At 40.7% G+C, this 18,150-nt stretch carries 20 protein-coding genes and 1 pseudogene; 8 read left to right on the top strand and 13 right to left on the bottom strand.

The genetic code is table 11. The annotated features are described in order from the left end of the window. Window positions 1-134: 134 nt before the first annotated feature. Window positions 135-566: a YwpF-like family protein gene (locus M3226_RS29085; RefSeq protein WP_251572724.1), complete on the bottom strand. Its 432-nt coding sequence runs from the start codon at window positions 564-566 to the stop codon at window positions 135-137. Between the two features lie 116 nt (window positions 567-682). Here M3226_RS29085 and M3226_RS32410 point away from each other — a divergent pair, with 116 nt between their 5' ends. The 3 genes from M3226_RS32410 to M3226_RS29075 are packed head-to-tail and all read left to right on the top strand — an operon-like array spanning window position 683 to window position 1,396. Beyond that, entirely contained in the window at window positions 683-814 is a 132-nt protein-coding gene (locus tag M3226_RS32410; RefSeq protein WP_285858051.1) for a hypothetical protein, read from the top strand. Beyond that, window positions 811-1,185: a single-stranded DNA-binding protein gene (gene ssb, locus M3226_RS29080; RefSeq protein WP_251572722.1), complete on the top strand. Its 375-nt coding sequence runs from the start codon at window positions 811-813 to the stop codon at window positions 1,183-1,185. Before M3226_RS32410 ends, ssb begins: the two co-directional genes overlap by 4 nt. After that, on the top strand, window positions 1,172-1,396 hold the full coding sequence (locus tag M3226_RS29075) for a DUF4988 domain-containing protein (RefSeq protein WP_251572720.1): 225 nt from the start codon (window positions 1,172-1,174) through the stop codon (window positions 1,394-1,396). Before ssb ends, M3226_RS29075 begins: the two co-directional genes overlap by 14 nt. 254 nt (window positions 1,397-1,650) lie before the next feature. Here M3226_RS29075 and M3226_RS29070 read toward each other — a convergent pair whose 3' ends face one another. After that, entirely contained in the window at window positions 1,651-2,064 is a 414-nt protein-coding gene (locus tag M3226_RS29070; protein ID WP_251572718.1) for a helix-turn-helix domain-containing protein, read from the bottom strand. A gap of 203 nt (window positions 2,065-2,267) precedes the next feature. On the opposite strand from M3226_RS29070, the gene M3226_RS29065 reads away from it, so the two are divergent. Continuing rightward, complete coding sequence (locus M3226_RS29065) at window positions 2,268-2,705, top strand: hypothetical protein (RefSeq protein ID WP_251572716.1); 438 nt, start codon at window positions 2,268-2,270, stop codon at window positions 2,703-2,705. Window positions 2,706-2,897: 192 nt separating this feature from the next. After that, window positions 2,898-4,064: a 3D domain-containing protein gene (locus tag M3226_RS29060; protein WP_251572714.1), complete on the top strand. Its 1,167-nt coding sequence runs from the start codon at window positions 2,898-2,900 to the stop codon at window positions 4,062-4,064. 229 nt (window positions 4,065-4,293) lie between these two features. Here the strand turns inward: M3226_RS29060 and M3226_RS29055 are convergent, their stop codons facing one another. Next, the gene (locus M3226_RS29055; RefSeq protein ID WP_251572712.1) at window positions 4,294-4,512 is read right to left on the bottom strand and encodes a spore germination protein; all 219 of its coding nucleotides are present in this window, start codon (window positions 4,510-4,512) and stop codon (window positions 4,294-4,296) included. A 259-nt stretch (window positions 4,513-4,771) separates the two neighbouring features. After that, window positions 4,772-5,770 carry a peptidoglycan recognition protein family protein gene (locus M3226_RS32405; protein WP_285858050.1) on the bottom strand — a complete coding sequence of 333 codons (999 nt, stop codon included), beginning with the start codon at window positions 5,768-5,770 and terminating at the stop codon, window positions 4,772-4,774. Window positions 5,771-6,117: 347 nt separating this feature from the next. On the opposite strand from M3226_RS32405, the gene M3226_RS29040 reads away from it, so the two are divergent. The 3 genes from M3226_RS29040 to deoD all read left to right on the top strand — a co-directional run bounded on the left by M3226_RS29040 (window position 6,118) and on the right by deoD (window position 9,108). Next, window positions 6,118-6,933 (top strand): class I SAM-dependent methyltransferase, encoded by an 816-nt coding sequence (locus tag M3226_RS29040; protein ID WP_251572710.1) that lies wholly within the window; start codon window positions 6,118-6,120, stop codon window positions 6,931-6,933. 254 nt (window positions 6,934-7,187) lie between these two features. Continuing rightward, window positions 7,188-8,354, top strand: coding sequence for an MFS transporter (locus tag M3226_RS29035; protein ID WP_251572707.1), 1,167 nt, complete (start codon window positions 7,188-7,190; stop codon window positions 8,352-8,354). Window positions 8,355-8,403: 49 nt separating this feature from the next. Beyond that, complete coding sequence (gene deoD, locus M3226_RS29030; protein WP_251572705.1) at window positions 8,404-9,108, top strand: purine-nucleoside phosphorylase; 705 nt, start codon at window positions 8,404-8,406, stop codon at window positions 9,106-9,108. A 39-nt stretch (window positions 9,109-9,147) separates the two neighbouring features. Here the strand turns inward: deoD and M3226_RS29025 are convergent, their stop codons facing one another. The 9 genes and pseudogenes from M3226_RS29025 to M3226_RS28985 form a co-directional block, all read right to left on the bottom strand. After that, window positions 9,148-9,909: a TrmB family transcriptional regulator gene (locus tag M3226_RS29025; RefSeq protein WP_251572744.1), complete on the bottom strand. Its 762-nt coding sequence runs from the start codon at window positions 9,907-9,909 to the stop codon at window positions 9,148-9,150. 299 nt (window positions 9,910-10,208) lie between these two features. After that, window positions 10,209-11,498 carry an NCS2 family permease gene (locus tag M3226_RS29020; RefSeq protein ID WP_251572742.1) on the bottom strand — a complete coding sequence of 430 codons (1,290 nt, stop codon included), beginning with the start codon at window positions 11,496-11,498 and terminating at the stop codon, window positions 10,209-10,211. An 804-nt stretch (window positions 11,499-12,302) separates the two neighbouring features. Further along, a complete protein-coding gene (locus M3226_RS29015) occupies window positions 12,303-12,818 on the bottom strand; it encodes a type 1 glutamine amidotransferase domain-containing protein (RefSeq protein WP_251572703.1) in 516 nt (171 codons plus the stop codon). Window positions 12,819-12,990: 172 nt separating this feature from the next. After that, complete coding sequence (locus M3226_RS29010) at window positions 12,991-13,683, bottom strand: hypothetical protein (RefSeq protein ID WP_251572701.1); 693 nt, start codon at window positions 13,681-13,683, stop codon at window positions 12,991-12,993. Next, on the bottom strand, window positions 13,684-14,775 hold the full coding sequence (locus tag M3226_RS32995) for a hypothetical protein (protein WP_251572699.1): 1,092 nt from the start codon (window positions 14,773-14,775) through the stop codon (window positions 13,684-13,686). 256 nt (window positions 14,776-15,031) lie between these two features. Continuing rightward, a pseudogene (locus M3226_RS29000) lies at window positions 15,032-15,307 on the bottom strand (KGG domain-containing protein); the annotation flags it as partial. 305 nt (window positions 15,308-15,612) lie between these two features. After that, window positions 15,613-17,097: an aldehyde dehydrogenase family protein gene (locus tag M3226_RS28995; RefSeq protein ID WP_251572697.1), complete on the bottom strand. Its 1,485-nt coding sequence runs from the start codon at window positions 17,095-17,097 to the stop codon at window positions 15,613-15,615. Window positions 17,098-17,338: 241 nt separating this feature from the next. Continuing rightward, window positions 17,339-17,563 (bottom strand): ATP-binding protein, encoded by a 225-nt coding sequence (locus M3226_RS28990; protein WP_308212010.1) that lies wholly within the window; start codon window positions 17,561-17,563, stop codon window positions 17,339-17,341. Further along, entirely contained in the window at window positions 17,564-17,722 is a 159-nt protein-coding gene (locus tag M3226_RS28985) for a hypothetical protein (protein WP_251572692.1), read from the bottom strand. Window positions 17,723-18,150: the final 428 nt, after the last annotated feature.

Below are 18,150 nucleotides of genomic sequence, written 5' to 3'. Positions count from 1 at the left end.
GACTTGCGTCCCAAGGAGCCGAAACTGGATAAGCTGTAGACCATCGAGGGGCTAGGCGCTGGAGCTAGACAATTCTCAAAGTTAGTTACTTTTATACTTTCCTAACGCATAAAAAAACCAGCCTGGGCTGGTTTTTAATGATTCTTCACTTTAATTTTTGGTTTACTTTGCATTTTTTCCTTGAATTCTTTAAGTAGTTCCGGTCCTTTGAACCCCTTTTCAATCAGGCTGTCAAGCAAAAGCTCAGAATAATCACTCTTATTCCGGCGCAACTGGCCTTGAAACAGGACGCTTATATGTTTTTCGAATTTAATCAGCGAGCAAATCTTGGTTTGAAAATAGGCAGGGGCGTTCTCTTTCTTGGTGATGACCGCTTCAATGATGATATCACGGTCCTCCTCGGAGATTTTTTTAAAATAATCATAGAGGGACAGGTCTGTATAAGCTTCAAGCAGCCAGGTGGAGTGTTCGTCTTCTTTGTTCAAAATTAAGCCATCCACTAATGGGATTTCCACTGAATTTCCATCATCCACTACATCCAATGAGTATAATTTAAAAGATTTCATCGCTACCTCCTATATCATTTTTCCTAATTATAACATATGTCATGAGAAAGCAAATGTCGAAAAGTCTTTGTCGAAACTTGGTTAATCTTGGTTAACAGGGGAAAAGGGGTAGATGAATGACGAAATCAGGGGAGATAATTGAAGTTCGTAACAAAAACAGCCCTGATAATTCCTTTATCGTCATTTTACAACAGTGTAACAGAGACGCTATGATAAAGCCATCAAATGGTGAAGGAGTGAAAATATGATCAATCAGGTCACACTTGTCGGCCGGTTAACCCGCGATCCAGAATTAAGAAAAACTACGGAAGGAACGGCTGTGACGCAAGTTACGCTTGCCGTAAATCGTCCATTTCGTAATCATAATGGCGAATTTGAGACCGATTTTGTACAGTGTACAATTTGGCGGAAGGCCGCAGAAAACACCTGCCAATACTGTAGAAAAGGAGCGGTGGTAGGAATTACCGGCAGACTGCAATCACGCAATTACGATAATAAAGAGGGTAAAAGAGTGTATGTCACCGAAGTAGTCGTGGAAACCATCCGTTTCCTAAGTGCCAAGCCGCATGATGTGGTACCGGAACCAAAAAAGGAGGAGACAGCCGTTGGGATTTCATGAGGACGACCTTAACAATCTAGAGCAGCTGCTTGAGAGTTTAATTAAGATGGTTGGTAAGGCCAATAAAAATGTGGACAGTCTGCAAGTCCGGGTCCGTCAGTTAGAATGTCTGATTCGCGAGCAACAGCCTATCATCAAGGAACGAGACCCCCTAGTAATCTACCCAAGGCATCATCACCACTCTTCTGAAAAATTTTCATTACATCTTTGAACTGCCATTGAAAATCACCCTTTGGGGCTCGCGTAACAGCGAGTTTAAAAAATATATTCAACTCCCTTAGTATAAAAAATCAAACAATTCCCCGATGTATCCCCATTATTCCGGCATCTTATATGATGCCGATTTTTTTATAATTTTTCTGAGTAATAAATGTATAGAATTCAGCGGGCAGGGCAAACTAGTTGAAAAAACCCCCCTGTTTTTTTTAAAAGAAGCCGCTGAATTCGTTCAGCGGCTTCTTAGTGTTACATTTTGTCTTTATGCTTCTTATTTACTCTTATAAACGTAGTAATGGCGTCGGAATAGAAACTTTTGCGTTTGGGGTGCATGAGGTGGAGCTCGACAAGCGCCTTTTTTAAATCGGGCTCATCCTGCAAAAGCTGAAGAATCATACCAACATCCGGATCCTCGAGTTTTTCCTTTAATACAAACCCAGGTGCCTCTACATTTGGCAGAAGCAGATTGAGTTCATCTACTAGATACTCTTTTTCCACCTTATAGATCTCCGCAAATTGTATGACAGTTTGGTAGTTGGGAATCGCTTTACCTGTTTCGTAACGACTAATCGTTGATCGGTGCATTTTCATCATATCTGCCAGTGTTTCTTGCGACCAGTTTTGCTTATCACGCAGTTCCCTTAATTTTTCTGATAAAGCCATCTCTTTCACCGCCGTAAAAACAATTCTTGTTTTTAACTTAACGGTTTAATAGTTTGAAAAACTGTAATGTGAACGTTGCGTGAAAATCATGCACAAATGGGAAAATTTGATGCTTTTCGGCAGGGAGATTACAGGAATAAAGGATATTATTGTCGAATAACAAAAGCTGGTGTAAATAATTGTCATTACTGGAGGTTTTGTGTTTGGAGAATAATAGCAGATTGATATTTATTGGAGAAATTATTAATAGCCAAGAAATACGGATTACAAGAAAACCGAGCATTTACGATGCATTCTTATTATCAGAAAAGTCATTCTCAACTTTCCCATCATCTATGAACCCTTCCTATCAATCGGTCCCACTAGAGGAACAAGCAAATATTTCAATCCATACTAATTGTTACCATATCATACTCTCCTACCAGCACAATTCCCTGCAAATAGCAGCAAGCAGCAAAAAGCTTACGGAAGAAGAAGTGATAGAAGTATTCACCAACTTTATTGTGAAGAAAGGGGACAGGTTCACCTATTTAGGGACCTCACCCTATCGTAAAACACGTCAACGAGTAAAGAAAAAAGAGCGCATCCTTGCCGTAGAAAAGCCGGTGCCTGTCACCGTAAATGGTATTTTCACTATATAAAACTATATAAAGCTTTTTTCGAATTATGGGAGTTGATAATTTATCCACGCGGCCTAAAAGTTGACACTGTTATGCCACAGATTAGACACTATTTATAGAAATAAGACAAAATGTGATACACTTTTATTCTTTCTGTAACATGACTGTTACATTAGTCTGGTATAAATATAGTAACTAAGGAGGGAGAAGCGTATGCCAACGACGAAAAAGCGTATAATTCTCGTGTTACTTACAACTATGTTATGTGTATCAGGTTCAATGGTTACATATGCACAAACAAACACTGAAGCGCTACATAACGCCGAAGCCCAGCTGGAGCAGAAGCAACAAGTAGTAGAACAAAAAGTACAAGAACAACAAACGGTTAATAAAGAAATAGAAAATATTCAAGCAGAATTAACATCCCTTGCCGATGAAATTGCTAAGAACAGAGAGGCAATGGCAAAGACACAGGAAAAGATCGATGCAACCAATAAGTTGATCGAAGAGAAAAAACAAGAAATAGTTGTGATTGAGGATAAAATGCTTGCTCGGGAAGATGTGATGAAAAAGCGGGCAGTAGCTATGCAGCAAAATAGCAACGTTAACTTAATGTTAAACATATTCTTTGAATCTAATAGTATCTCAGATTTTATCCAGCGTGCTAGTGCAGCATCAGAATTAATTGATGCAGACAAAGATATTTTGACAGCACAGCAAGAGGATCTTAAACAAATCGAAGAAGATAAAGCAGTAATTGACCGTCAAGAGAAGGTTTTAGAAGAAGATCAGAAAGCGCTTGCAGACCAACAGGCCGAGCTTGATCAAAATATTCAAAAAAGACAACAATCTTTAACCGTTATGCAACAGAAATTCGCGCAAATTTCCCAGCAGGTTGCAGTCGCTCAGCAGGAAAAAGCGGGAATTGAGTCACAAATGAAGAACCTTCAAGCAGCGATCCAACAAGAGCAGGCAGAGGCAAAGGCACGTGCCGCAGCAGCTGCGGCTGCAGCAAAATCAAGCGCAGCAACAGCTAGACCGGCAGCTGCACCAGTAAGAAATAACGGAGCTTCACAAGGTGTTGCGCAAGGTAAAGAAATCTATGTGACAGCAACTGCGTATACTGTCGATTGTAAGGGCTGCTCCGGACGTACAGCTACAGGCCTTAATGTTGCTGCGAATCCAAATATGAAAGTAATCGCAGTAGATCCAAGAATTATTCCTCTTGGAAGCAGAGTTTGGGTAGAAGGCTATGGCCAAGCGATTGCTGGTGACACGGGTGGTGCCATTAAGGGCCACAGAATCGATATTTTAATGCCAACAAAAGCACAAGCTATAGCTTTTGGAAGAAGAACCGTAAAAGTTGTCATCTTGAATTAGCTTGTGAAGAGCTAGTTTCCTAGAAACTAGGTTACTTGCAGAAGCTTAATAATTGATTAATAATACAATACCCGGGGACCTAACAAATAAAACTGTTAGGTCTCTTTTTTTACTGTCGAGATTGTATCGATTAGATTGTATCGATTGTGATAAAAGGAGAAATGGTGCCTGTCACCATTATTGATGTTTGCACTGTATTTAGGGTAGTATTCGCCGTTTTCAATATGAATTAGTTTTGCTCACTGTCACTTTCCTTAGGCAGCAGGGTTTGATTACCTTTATTGATGATTTTCGAGACAATCGTGCCGTTATCACCAATATTTATATTGCTGCCAATGATGGTGGAGTTGGCTGTATGGCTATTTTGATAGGTGGGCCCATAATTAATGTTGGCATTATTCGAAAGATTGTCCACGATAAAATTAGTGATATTGATGAAGAATTTCATATTTTTTCACCGTCCTAATTCATCTTATTGCCTGCTCATCACAATGATTGTCCAAATACCTAAAAGAATGGTAAGACCTAATTAATTTTTGTGAAAAACGAAGTAAGAACTACTTGGTTGTGATTGACCCGACAAAATGGACCTATGTATCAAATGCCTATAGAAATAAAATAACTAAAGACCTGCGGCTTCAGCAGGTCTTTTCTCTATCTATCAGCCTTCCAACCAAAGATAAGCTGACAGTGTATATAATTCCTCCTTAAAACATAACCGACCAGGTTCTAGGACCGACAATTCCATCCGCTGCTAAACCATGGCTCTTTTGATAAGCCTTTACGGCTGCTTCAGTTTTAGGACCGAAAATCCCATCTGGGGCTACTCCCACTCTTTTTTGAATCAGTTTTATATTCGCGGCATCGTTTGAGCCCCGTTTAATCAGATGACCAGGATAAGGGCGATTTACGGCCGCAGGACCCGCTGTTTCAAGTTTGGCCCTCGTCTTCGGACCGACAATTCCATCGACAGCAAGCCCATGCTTCGCTTGAAACGATCTTACCGCAGCCTCTGTTTCTTTTCCGAAATCACTGTCCGTCCCATATTTCGGGAGCTTTTCTCCAGCTTTGATCAGATACTGTTGCAGTTTTTTTACATCTGGACCTTTATCTCCTAATTTTAACAAATTGGGACTTGATTTTGTTGAGGATGATGGTTTTGATGTTGATATTGTAGATGGTACTTCCGTATGTGCAGCGGCAACAAGGGTAGGATGAAGGGTATCATAATTGATTGCCCGGCTAACAAACTCGTCTCTATCGATCGATGTTCCAGGGCACGTCTTACTAGCATGCTCGCGGTGGAACATAATTTTAGCCCCGCAGGCAGTCACAAGATAATGCTGCAATTTTAACATTGAATCCAGCTGGGCGCCTTCTAATACATCATGGCCAATATCAAAGTTACCTAACATTTCGGTCATGAATGCCCCTTCATTGTAGCCGGCGATACCTGCTGGTGTTTCATTAAAAGGCCTGCCAGTGACAAATAACCCATCTGGCATGAGTGTGACATGTTGTCCGATGTCATCCCAACCACGCGTGTTAACATGGAAATTCCTCATTGCTTGTTGTAATTGGAGATGGTTCTTGCCGTTAAAATCATTATGATTAGGTTCCCAAGTATGATGTACCTGAGTATATTTGTACTTCCTGCCCTTTAACCTTTGAATAACTTGGTCAACCGTGAGAATTTCAAATGCCATCGTTTTCCACTCCTTTAATCAACATATGTTAAACTATGCAATTATGGGTGGGCGGTGCATGACCACTTGGCGTCCACAGGAGAGTGCTTGGCCAAATGGGCAAAAAAAATCCAGCTGACGAGCAGCCGGATCCGAAAAAATATAGTATTAAAAAGGGGGTCATTTATGAAAAAGAGGTAAAATCAATTTCATAGGTTTATCTTACACCCCATAGATGAACAAACTATGAACAAATCATGAAGCTTATTTAAAAAATATTCGAAGGTTAATTGAATGAAAAAAAGTTGAACGTAATATTGATAATTAATTTAAAATATTTTCAGCTGGAAAAAATGGAGGGACGATAAATGACGATAAATTTACAATCCGTTCAAGCCACCATGCTCATCCCGCTTTGGGGGCGAGCGACAGCAAGTGAGAAGAATCCGGATATCTTGTACGACAAAGAAGCGATCGAAATCATTGCCGGCTGTGAGTTCGATTTTACCGAAATTGCTAAGACGTTTGGGGAATACGGCGGCATCAGCTATATTGTCCGTGCTCGAAAAATAGACGATACAATCCGGGCATTTATCAAAAAACATCCCCGGGCCACCATTGTTAACATCGGGGCGGGGCTGGATACGACTTTTTCAAGGGTGGATAACGGCATGATTAACTGGTATAACCTTGATTTACCCGATGCAATTGCCTTCCGGCAGACACTAATCGCTGACACACCAAGGAATACCTGCATCGCCAAATCTTTTTTCGATGTGTCCTGGTTTGACGATGTGATTTTTAATAAGGAGGATGCTATCCTTTTTATCTCTGCTGGGGTTTTCTATTATTTTCAGGCAAATCAGCTTAAAGCGATGTTTCAGCAAATGGCATCACGCTTTCCGGGCGGTGAGTTGTTCTTTGATGCAGAATCGAAATTTGCCGTAAACATCTCCAACCGGACCGTTGAAAAAACAGGAAACAAGGGCGCGAAAATGTATTTCTATGTCAACAATCCCAGAATACTTGAAAGCTGGTCGCCGAACATCAAGATAGTATCATCCGAACCATATTTTAAAGGCATTCCGGTCAGCAAGCAGTGGGAGGGCGGGACGCGCTTAATGGTGAGGCTTGTCGATTTAATCAAGATGTTAAAGTTTGTGCATTTGCGATTTATCCAATAGAAATTACCTAAGTCACTAGTACCTGTGGCTTTTTTTTTATATTTTAACTTGGCCATTGATTCTTACTGAGGAACGGCTTGAATGCCATCTACGATTTTTCTTAAGCTATAGCGACTTTATCAAAACGGACCGGCTGCACTCAGCTGGTCTTTCTTTTTAGTCATAGAAAAAAAGTCCTTGCATTAGGAATGTGATAAAGGTTACTATTATAGTAGTAACCAATTGGAGAATCTGTGGAAGGGAGGTTGGATTAGTTGAATTTTAAAGTATATATTTTAGCCATTGTGTCTTTTGTAGTCGGGATGGCGGAATTAATTGTTGGCGGAATTTTAGACATTGTTTCGAGCGGGCTAGGCGTTTCTGTTAGTAAAGCCGGTGAACTAATCACCATCTATTCACTAGTTTTTGCAATTTCGTCTCCGGTCCTGTTAACGTTAACCGCTAAGGTGGAAAGGAAACGATTAGCGCTTATCACATTAAGCTTGTTTTTCGTGGGTAATCTTGTGGCTTTTCTAAGTCCCAATTTTCTTGTGCTTTTCCTATCAAGGATAATCTCAGCCGCATGTGGGTCATTATTAGTCGTCCTCTGTGTAACGATTGGTTCTAGTATTGTAAAAGAAGAATTTCGTGCACGAGCGATTGGGATCATCTTTATGGGGATCAGCGGTTCCTTAGTATTAGGGGTACCGGCGGGACTTATCGTAGGGAATCACTTCGGCTGGCGTTCACCATTCCTGTTCATTGCGATCCTTACACTTATTTCGATGATTGGGGTTTATTTCTTTTTAGGAAAAATTGAACCCAAACCAGTTATCTCACTTGGCAAACAATTAAACACTTTAAAAAATTTAAAGATTTTGTTTGCTCAATTAACATCTGTCTTGTTTTTAACGGGTCATTTAACACTGTATGCCTATCTAACGCCATTTCTAAAATCTACCTTACATTTAGATGCTGCATGGGTAAGCTTTTTCTATTTTATCTTTGGTATTTCAGCTGTCTTTGGCGGAGGCTTGGGCGGTTTTATGGCAGACAAATGGGGGTCTAAGAAAAGTATTTTGACCATTGTGGTGATCTTTTCCCTTGTGATGTTCATCCTGCCAAAAGTAACTTTTTCTCTCATTCTGTTTGTGATTGTGATGATGGTGTGGAGTATGTTAAGCTGGGCGATTACACCTGCGCAGCAAAACTATTTAATTGAGACCGCGCCGGAGACATCGGATATTCAACAAAGTTTAAATAATTCAGCTTTACATGTTGGAATTGCTTTAGGATCGATTATTGGCGGTATGGTGATTAATCATTATTCCGTTCTATATAATGCCTCGATTGGCGGGATTTTTGTCTTCTTCGCCTTACTATGTGCCATTTTTTCCATTACACGGGGAAATGTGAGAAATAGAGAGGCAGAACAAATTTAAAGGAGGTGAACATGATTACAGGGGCTGCCATCTCTGTAATCATGAGCAAATGAGTGTTCATATTAATGCAAAACAAGGTGAAATTGCCGAAAATATTCTATTACCTGGAGATCCTTTACGTGCGAAGTATATCGCTGAGACTTTTTTAGAAGAGGTCCATTGCTACAATGAGGTTCGGGGGATGCTTGGATTTACAGGAACGTATAAGGGGAAACGAGTTTCCGTTCAGGGAACAGGGATGGGGATTCCTTCTATTTCGATTTATGTAAATGAATTAATCCGCGATTATGGGGTAAAGAACTTAATTCGGGTTGGTTCCTGCGGAGCCATTCAAAAGGATATCCATGTACGTGATGTGATTCTTGCCATGACTTCATCAACGGATTCAAATATCAACCGCCTAACCTTTCCAGGGATTGATTATGCACCATGTGCTGATTTTAAAATGTTAAACAAAGCGTTTGAACATGGTATTCACATGGGAATGGATATTAAGGCAGGCAATGTGTTATCGGCTGACATGTTTTACCGTGACAGCATGGAGATCGTGAAGAAGTTAGGAGACTATGGGGTCTTAGCTGTAGAGATGGAAACAACTGCTTTGTACACTTTAGCGGCTAAGTATGGAGCTTCGGCACTATCGATTCTCACGGTCAGCGACCATATTTTTACCGGGGAAGATACAACAGCTGAGGAGCGGCAGACCACCTTTAATGATATGGTCGTTATTGCTCTTGAAACCCTTACTAAATAAATGATGGTAAAAGGCAGGGGAATATCCCTCTGCCTTTTCTTAATAGCGAAGCCGTAACAGAAGATGTTTAAATTCTTCATCATTCATTAACTGGTCTTCATATTTTTTGGTGATTTTTGTTAACACGACATCATGATAGAAAAACTCGACAAAAAACTTCACAAACGGCTTTGATTTTGTAAGCATGGCTTGCCATGAATCGTTTTCGACACCGGCAAACAAAATCGTCTCTTCATCAATAATGATGAGGCGGTTTTTCTCTAATCTGCGGTGTTCTTCATTGGGCGATAGGATATGCAGGGAGGATAAGGGTGATTCTTGAATATCACCCACAACAAGTGCCTCGATTTTTACGCCTGATTGTTCTTTTTCGATTAAAATTGGCAAAAACGCTTGGAAATCTTCTTTCCAAACCGAAATTTGAATCGAATGCTTCGCTTCTTGGAGTAGCTGTTTACATTGGAGTTGAATAGAAGAATCAACCTTTAAACTCCAGACGCGGTCATCAGACCTGTTGTTTTGATGGGTATTGTTTTTCAATTGACCGATATTTTCTTCAAATTCCTTCGTTAACTTTTCAATAACTAGATTTAAAGGCAGAGCGGTATAGAGCTTTTTCTTTTCGGAAACAGAGTCTAATACCAGACCTTTTTCAACCATCCGCGTCAGCACTTCATAGATCTTTGCTTTGGGAACACCGGAATATTTAACAATGAGCGTGGCATCCAACGGTTCACTCGAAGACGCGAGAACTTCAAATACTTGGCTTTCATATTGAGAAAATCCAAACTTTCTAAGCATCATTCTGACCTCTTTTAAAAAAATTGAAAACACTAAATTAATCATATGGGATAAAACGAGCGTTGTAAAATATTTCTTATGACTGAAATGTGATATCTGGCTTTACAAGATTGGTTACTACTGTTATCAATGATCGTTCGTTAAAAATTTTTCACTTAGTAATTGTAAACGGATTCAAAAGGGAGGAAGACAGCAGGGAGGAACTTAACGGTGAAGTACATCAATGCCAGATTGTAATTGTAGTTTTAACACTAGTAAAAAAGAAGACCTCTTAAAATACGTACGAGGTCTTCTTTTTATTAACTAACCGCATGAAGCAGAAAATTAGTAAAGAATAACAGTGAAATAATGATGCTTGAAAGTGAAATCTGTTTTAATTTATTGGAAAAAACTTTAACAAGCGGATAAGCAATAAATCCGAAAGCAATTCCATCAACAATACTATAGGTTAATGGAATCATGATGATCACCAGAAAGGCCGGAAATGCTTCAGTAAAATCAGAGAAATCGATATTTACTACATTTTTCATCATCAATCCCCCGATAATAATGAGAATCGGAGTGATCGCCGTTTCTGGCACTAGTTTGATAAACGGTATGAAAAATAGAGATAACAGAAGGAGTGAACCTGTTACAACAGAGGTTAATCCAGTTCTGCCGCCCGTGGTAATACCCGCCGCTGATTCAACCGTCGAAACAGCAGGACTCGTGCCTAACAATCCACAAACAATCGTGGAAATCGAGATTGCCTTTAAGGATTTCTCGTTCTTTTCGGGAGCCTGCAGCATCCCATTTACTTGGGAATGCACCAACCCGATATTTTCAAAAACAAGCACTAACACCAATGAGAAGACAGCGGACCAAAATGGAAGGAACGACCACTTTCCGAAATGGCTGCTTAGAAACACATCCTTATAGCTCTCAAAGGAAATGAAGCTAGTGTTCATCCCTGTAAAATCAACCAGTCCAAAAAAATAGGAAACAATCGTCCCAAGAATAATGGTGATTAAAAAATTCCCCGGTACTTTCTTTAAGAACAGAAATAACGCAATGATGAGATTAATAATCGAAGCCAACACAACAGGCGAAGATAACTCACCAAGGGAAACAAAATTAGTCGGGTTTCCGACAACAATCCCGCTTTTTTGCAGACCAATAAAGGCAATAAATAGGCCAATACCAACTGATATTGATTCTTTTAATGAATCTGGAATCGCTCTTGTTAGGATGCTGTGTAACTTCGTAAAGGCAACGATCACAAAAAGTATGCCAGAAAGGACAACAGCCCCTAAAGCCTCCTTATAATCAAGCCCCAACGAACCAACAATCGTAAACGTAAATAAGGCATTAATCCCCATCCCCGGAACGATAATTAACGGTGCATTGGCGATAAAGGCAACCAGTAAACATCCGATAAACGATGATAATACAGTTGCAATAATTCCAGCTTCTAAAGGGATTCCTGCATCTTCAAGAATCTTTCCGTTGACGGCAAGAATATAGACGATCGAAAAAAATGAGGTTAACCCTGCTATAACCTCCTTTCTAATATTGGTTTCATGCTGCTTAAGTTTAAATACCCCTTTCATCATTTTTAATCACACTTTCGCGATTTCCCTCTCCCACCCGCATGAAGTTCATTTATTTAACTTATGCCGGGGGTAATTATAACAAAAATGTAAGATGACATAAACAAAAAAAAATATCCAGCTGAAAATCAGCTGGACCAAACAATATATAATTAAAAGGGGGTCATTTATGAAAAAGAGGTAAAATCAATTTCATAGGTTTATCTTACACCACATAGATGAACAAACTATTAACAAATCATGAAGGTTATTTAAAAGTCATTAGTACAGGTGACTTTTTTAAAAGATAAGAAAGTATAAATGTTTTTGACTTCGAAAATTGTCCAGCTCCAGCGCCTAGCCCCTCGAGGTCACAAGCCAATCCGTCCAAAAGGTTAAAGAGCAACCTTTCGGCCGGCTCGTCTTGTGCTTGTCGGGGCTGACCAAGGCGCTTGCGCTTTTCTTAGTTCAGGCCGCTAAGGCAAAGGGTAATGATGGTATTGAGATGACTGGGAATGTGGTGTTTGTTATCTTTCGTATGGGTATTTTCCTATATTTTGTAGAATAACCGCCTGAGTTCGGAGAAAATCTTCTGAGATTTGTAGAATTCTTACCTATTATTTAGGGTGTTGGAAGTTGATTTCCAATTTTTGTAGAATTCATGTGAAGAATGGTAGAATTACTTAAAATTTTGGTCAATTATCGCTGTAATTGGTAGAATTCAGCCGTATTTTTGTAGAATTCACATCATTTCATCCCAAAAAGACCTTTAAAATAAGTGGCTAGCACCAAATAGGGCAGAAGGAAATTCCCTCTGCCTTTTTGCTATCCTAATATTCTTAATGATTCTTGGACAAAGGCCGGTATATCATCCGGCTGCCGGCTAGTGACCAGTTGATTCTGGCACACGACAACCTCTTTGTCATGCAAATTAGCGCCAGCATTCTTTAAATCCACATGAATTGATTTATAACCAGTTACATCACGCCCCTCAAGCGTTTCTGCCGTGATGAGCAGCTGGGGTCCGTGGCAAATCGCTAATACCGGTTTTTTAGCATCCATAAAAGCTTTGGCGAATTGGACAAAACGCTCATCTGCCCGGAGGATATCCGGTGAAAAGCCACCAGGAATGAAAAGGGCATCAAAGTCCTCTGGAGAGACGTCATCAATACTTTTATCGATAACTACCTCACTCTGGCCCTGTTTTCCTTGGACGGTTTTTCCTTTTTTCATTTCGATTGCAGTGACCTCATGACCCTTTTCTTTAAAGGCCTGGACTGGCTCGCTGTACTCGGAATCCTCGAAATGATCTGTTACTACCACAGCAATTTTTTTGCTCATAGCAATCCACTCCTTTTCTAAGACTCCATATTAAAGTACCCGTTGTGAGGGTGGATGAAACCTGTTCATGGGACAAGGGATTTGCAGATATTAACAAAAAATCGATTTTATTAACAAACCCCATCCACATCCACAAAAATAGAGGCTGTCCAAATTGGGCAGCCCCTTGCTCTTACATAAAAAATTTAATGCCAATTAAGATTGCTTCCACTACTGCCACGCCCAATAGTAAGTTCAATTTAAGCGCGCTTCTTTTCTCCAGCTTTGCCAGGTCTTGTTTGCTCGTCATCTGGCTGGAGAGGGCTTGGAGTGACTCTTGATGGTGGCTGTTCACCGACTCCATTTGTTCTCGCAATTGTTCTATTTCCGCCTTGTGAACCTCGAGCTCCGCTAGCTGTTTTTGGGCGAGGCACTCGAGTTGATACACAACTTTGTTGATTAGCGCCTCTTCACGCACCACAAGAATGCTATTGATGGCCTCGGAATGTTTGTGGAACATTTCTTTGTACGATTGCTGCAGCTGCTGCAAACGGTTATCCATTGCCAACAGTGCCGTGACATGGGTAGCTAATTTTTCTTGTGTTTTTGCTAAGTCATCTTTTGTAAGAGTGAAAAACGCCTCATTTTGCTCCAAAAATTTTCGATTATTTTCGGCTGAAACCGTTAGTTCGCGCGTGAATTCAGCGATTTCGTTAGAAACGGTATCCACTGTAGTGACGGCTTTTTCCAACAGTTCCTTGTTTCTGCCTTCTAATGAGTGCATTTTTTCTTTAAAATCACCGTAAAAAATGTCTTCGTTCAGCTTCTTTAATTCATTAACTGCATGTTCGTATTCATTTTTTGTAGGGAAATTGGTTTGAACCATCTATACATCGCCTCCTCTGTTTACAGATTCGATTATCTTCTCACCGTCTTGCCGCAAAAGCTGCAAATAGTGTGCCGCAAGATAGCGGTCTTCCGATTTTCCATATAGGAAATCCTGCTGCAACTCTTCCTTATACTCCAGCCAATGCTTGATCAAATAACCCTGTAACTGAGACCCATGCTCATGGAATTGATTCCGCAATTGGCAGGCCTTTTGATAGCGGGCTTTAAGCTCGGCTTCTTCCTTTTGGTATGTAACCAAATGGTTTTCAAGATTGTTTATTTTTTGTCTGTACTCAAGCTTCGATGCCTCTGCCTCTTTGACAATTAGCTCTTTTTGCGCTGTTACTTCATTTAAAATCGATGTTAATAGGTGATTATAATTTTGATACATCTCCGTCACCCAATCATGTGCTAGGGAGCGCATTTTGAACAGGGCCTTTTCATAGGTATTCTTAAACCAGAAGGCGTCGATTTTTTGCTCGATCGGTGGAATCGGAGGGACGAAGGGAAGCTCTAAAGGAGTTGCTAGCTCTATTTTAAAAAAATGAGCTTCCTGTTTAAGGATAAGGATGGAAGTCCCTAAGTCTCTTTCTACCGCTATCTGCAATCTAGACACATCTTCGTTGATGATGCTCGCTTTTCGATCATGGGGAGTATACTCAATGGTGTCATCCACCAATTCCCAAATATGGTCGGATTCCGTATTTTTAAGCTCAATCTGTTTGAGGAATCGGTCATAGTCATCAATTTCAATGGCAAATCCGTCCGCTTGTATTTGGGCTTCCTCTTTTTTATGGTCAATGATGGATGATTGTTTTGTAATTAACAGCTCGTACGGTTCGATTTGTTTTTCATAGTTTTTCAGCTTCATCCTCATTTCTTCGTCGGCCTCTTGATAAAATTTGATGAGGCGGCCTGAGGAAGGTTCATTTGGGTTTTCAAGGTCCGCTTGCAGAATGTGCAAAAGGTCTTCGATTGAGTCGGAAAGTCCTTCATTCTTATAGGGATTGAAATGGTTGAGGAATTCCTCTTTCGCCTTAAAGACCCATTCAAAACGTTTTTTATGGAAATCAATCAATGTAGAATTCATTTTTAGAATCCAACTCCTGCATTTCTACTTATGAAAACAGATTACCAGATTATTCTACCATTTTTATGGAGAAACTGATGGACTTTTCTCAGAAAATTAAATCATTGTTAATCAAAAAGTAGATTTTGTCATAAAAACGAAAGGTGCGGATTCAATTAAGGGAGATTAAGCAGTGTGAACTTTAATAGAGGGGGGGAGTATTTTTTTAATAAAAAAGGGAGGAGAATGATCTCCTCCCTTTATGGCCTAGCCCTTAATCATCATCTCGTTGTTCAGCTCGGGCTTTTCCGCCTTTTTCCCCAATTTCTTCATAAAATTCTTTATCGTGGTTCTTTGAGGTGGCTTCTCCGCCTTTACGGCCGATTTCTTGATAAAATTCTTTGTCGTGGTTTTCTGAGGTGGCTTCTCCACCTTTACGACCGATTTCTTGGTAAAATTCCTTATCATGTGTACGAGAAGTCTCTTCTCCGCCTTTACGGCCTGCTTCTTCCACTGTCATACTGCCTCTGTTTTCTTTTTCATTGTTTGCCATAATAAAATCCCTCCTAGTGTTATTTGGAATTGCTATTTGACTTACACTCTTTATGTACCCGGGCTTCCCGGCTCTAAACCTTTTTTTTTAAAACAAAAAGAAAAAGGGCTGATCTGGGGAAACAGATTCAGCCCTCATCCTTTAAAAGATAAGAATGTCTAAGTTTGGACTTCGAGAATTGTCCAGCTCCAGGCGCCATCGGCTCGAGGTCACAAGCCAATCCGTCCAAAAGGTTAAAGAACAACCTTTCGGCCGGCTCGTCTTGTGCTTGTCGCCGATAGGCGGGCGCCTTGCGCTTTTCTTAGTTATTGCATGGAAATCCAGACACTCTTCACTTCTGTATAGTTATTAAGTGCATAGGAGCCCATTTCACGCCCGATGCCTGATTGTTTATATCCACCAAACGGGGAAGCGGCATCAAAGGCATTGTAGCAGTTGACCCAAACAGTACCGGCACGGAGTTTACTAGAAATATAGTGCGCCTTCGCCACGTCGCGAGTCCATACACCTGCTGCCAGTCCATATTCGCTATTGTTTGCACGATTAATTAATTCGTCCAAATCGTCATAGGCAATAGCTGAAATAACCGGTCCAAAGATTTCTTCCTTGGCAATCGTCATTTCATCACGGACATTGGCAAAGATAGTAGGGGAGACAAAGTAGCCTTGCTCCTGAGGCTTGATGCCGCCAGTTACAAGCTGTGCACCTTCATTAAGTCCTCTTTCAATATAGCCGAGCACTCGTTTTTGCTGCTCATCGGATACAAGCGGTCCGATTTCTGTATCCGCATGAATTCCAGCACCTTGTTTGATCTTGTCCGCATGGGCAGCCATATCAGCTACCACATTATCAAACTGCTTTTTCTGAATAAACACGCGGGAACCGGCACAGCAAACCTGTCCTTGATTGAACATAACACCGTTAAGTGCACCAGGAATGGCCTTGGTTAGGTCAGCATCTGGTAGGATGATGTTAGGCGACTTTCCACCAAGCTCAAGGGTGACCCGTTTCAATGTTTTAGAGGCATTGGCCATAATCTGTTTTCCAACTTCAGTGGAGCCGGTAAAAGCAATTTTATCAACCAAAGGATGGTCGACAAGCGGCTGGCCTGCGGTTTCCCCAAAACCAGGGACGATGTTGACAACCCCTGCTGGGAAGCCAGCTTCTTGGATTAATTCTGCTAAAAATAATGCAGATAATGGTGTTTGTTCTGCTGGTTTGAGAACCACTGTACACCCAGTGGCAAGGGCAGCTCCCAGTTTCCACATGGCCATGAGAAGAGGGAAGTTCCACGGGATTATTTGGCCGACAACCCCGACTGCTTCATGACGTGTAAAGTTAAAGTATGGACCGCTGACAGGAATTGTTTGTCCAACGATTTTCGTCGACCAACCGGCATAATAGCGCATGTGCTCAATCGCCAGAGGGATATCGGCGTTGCTAGTTTCACGAATTGGTTTACCATTGTCTAGAGTCTCGAGTTGTGCTAGTTCCTCAGCGTTCTCTTCCATTAAATCAGCAAGCTTGTACATCAGGCGACTCCGATTCGCCGCACTCATTTTGGACCATGGCCCCTCATCGAATGCCTTACGGGCAGCTTTTACAGCCAAATCGATATCTTCTGCGCCGGCTTCATAAACACAGGCTAATACTTCTCCAGTTGCTGGATTATATGAATCGAAGGTTTTCTGAGACTTACTTTCAACAAATTCACCATTGATAAATAGTTTCTTCTTTCCACTTAAAAACTTCTCTACTTTTTCTTTTAGAACTGCGGTTATTTGACTCATAAAATCCCTCCATAAAAGTAGTTGTCTATGTATTTACTCATGGTGGCGCTCACATGAAAAATCGTAACACTGTGATTATAGTAGATTCAATGATTTGTTTTACAAAAATTCTGACAACAAATGACGTAAAGCAATAATTTTCCTGTTTCTCCTAACAATATTCATGAAAACTAGATGAATATATACAAAACTTCACTAAACCTGACAAACTTATCAATCAAATGATAAAAAGTGATAGCACCTAGTCTGTCACCTTTCTGGGTAATGTGATGGTCATCTCAGTACCTTGTCCAAGTTCACTATGAACCGTCATCACACCTTCATGGAGCTCGATAATTTTTTTCGCAATCGAAAGGCCGAGGCCGCTGCCACCGGAGGCACGATTACGGAATTTATCGCCTTTGTAAAATCGCTCAAATAGATGGATTTGTGTTTCTTTGTCCATGCCAATCCCTGTATCCGTAATTCAGATCGAGGCAGACTCTTCCTCTGTCTCGATTAGCTTAACAGAAATCGTTCCTTTTTCAGGTGTAAATTTAATGCTGTTATGAATCAAATTGGTCCGAACCTGATCCATTAACTCTTCATCCGCAGTAATCGTTATGCTTTTAAGAGCCACTTCCATTTCAATCTCCTTCTCAAGCCATTGTGGTTCACAGGCGCTGGTAGATTTGACTCCTTTTCTTTTTACACAATTATACGGACTTAATCCAAAAAGTTCTATTGACTATCCAGATGACTGATTTTTGGGGATGACGGTCGTCAATAAGTTCCATTGACTACCCGGATGGCTGAATTTTGGGGATGACGGTCGTCAATAAGCTCTATTGACTACCCAGATGGCTGAATTTTGGGGATGACGGTAGTCAAAAAGCTCTATTGACTACCCAGATGACTGATTTTTGGGGATGACGGTCGTTAATAAATAGTCAAGTCCATTAAATTGTGTAAAATTATCAACAATGAAATTTTTCGCAACGCTCATAATTATCGTAAGTGGACTACGCTATTTCGAATTTACATTGAGGGGCGGGCATGATAGCCTGGAGGGCA

The sequence above is a fragment of the Neobacillus cucumis genome (assembly GCF_023715505.1).
This window is presented reverse-complemented; position numbering and strand designations above follow the sequence as displayed.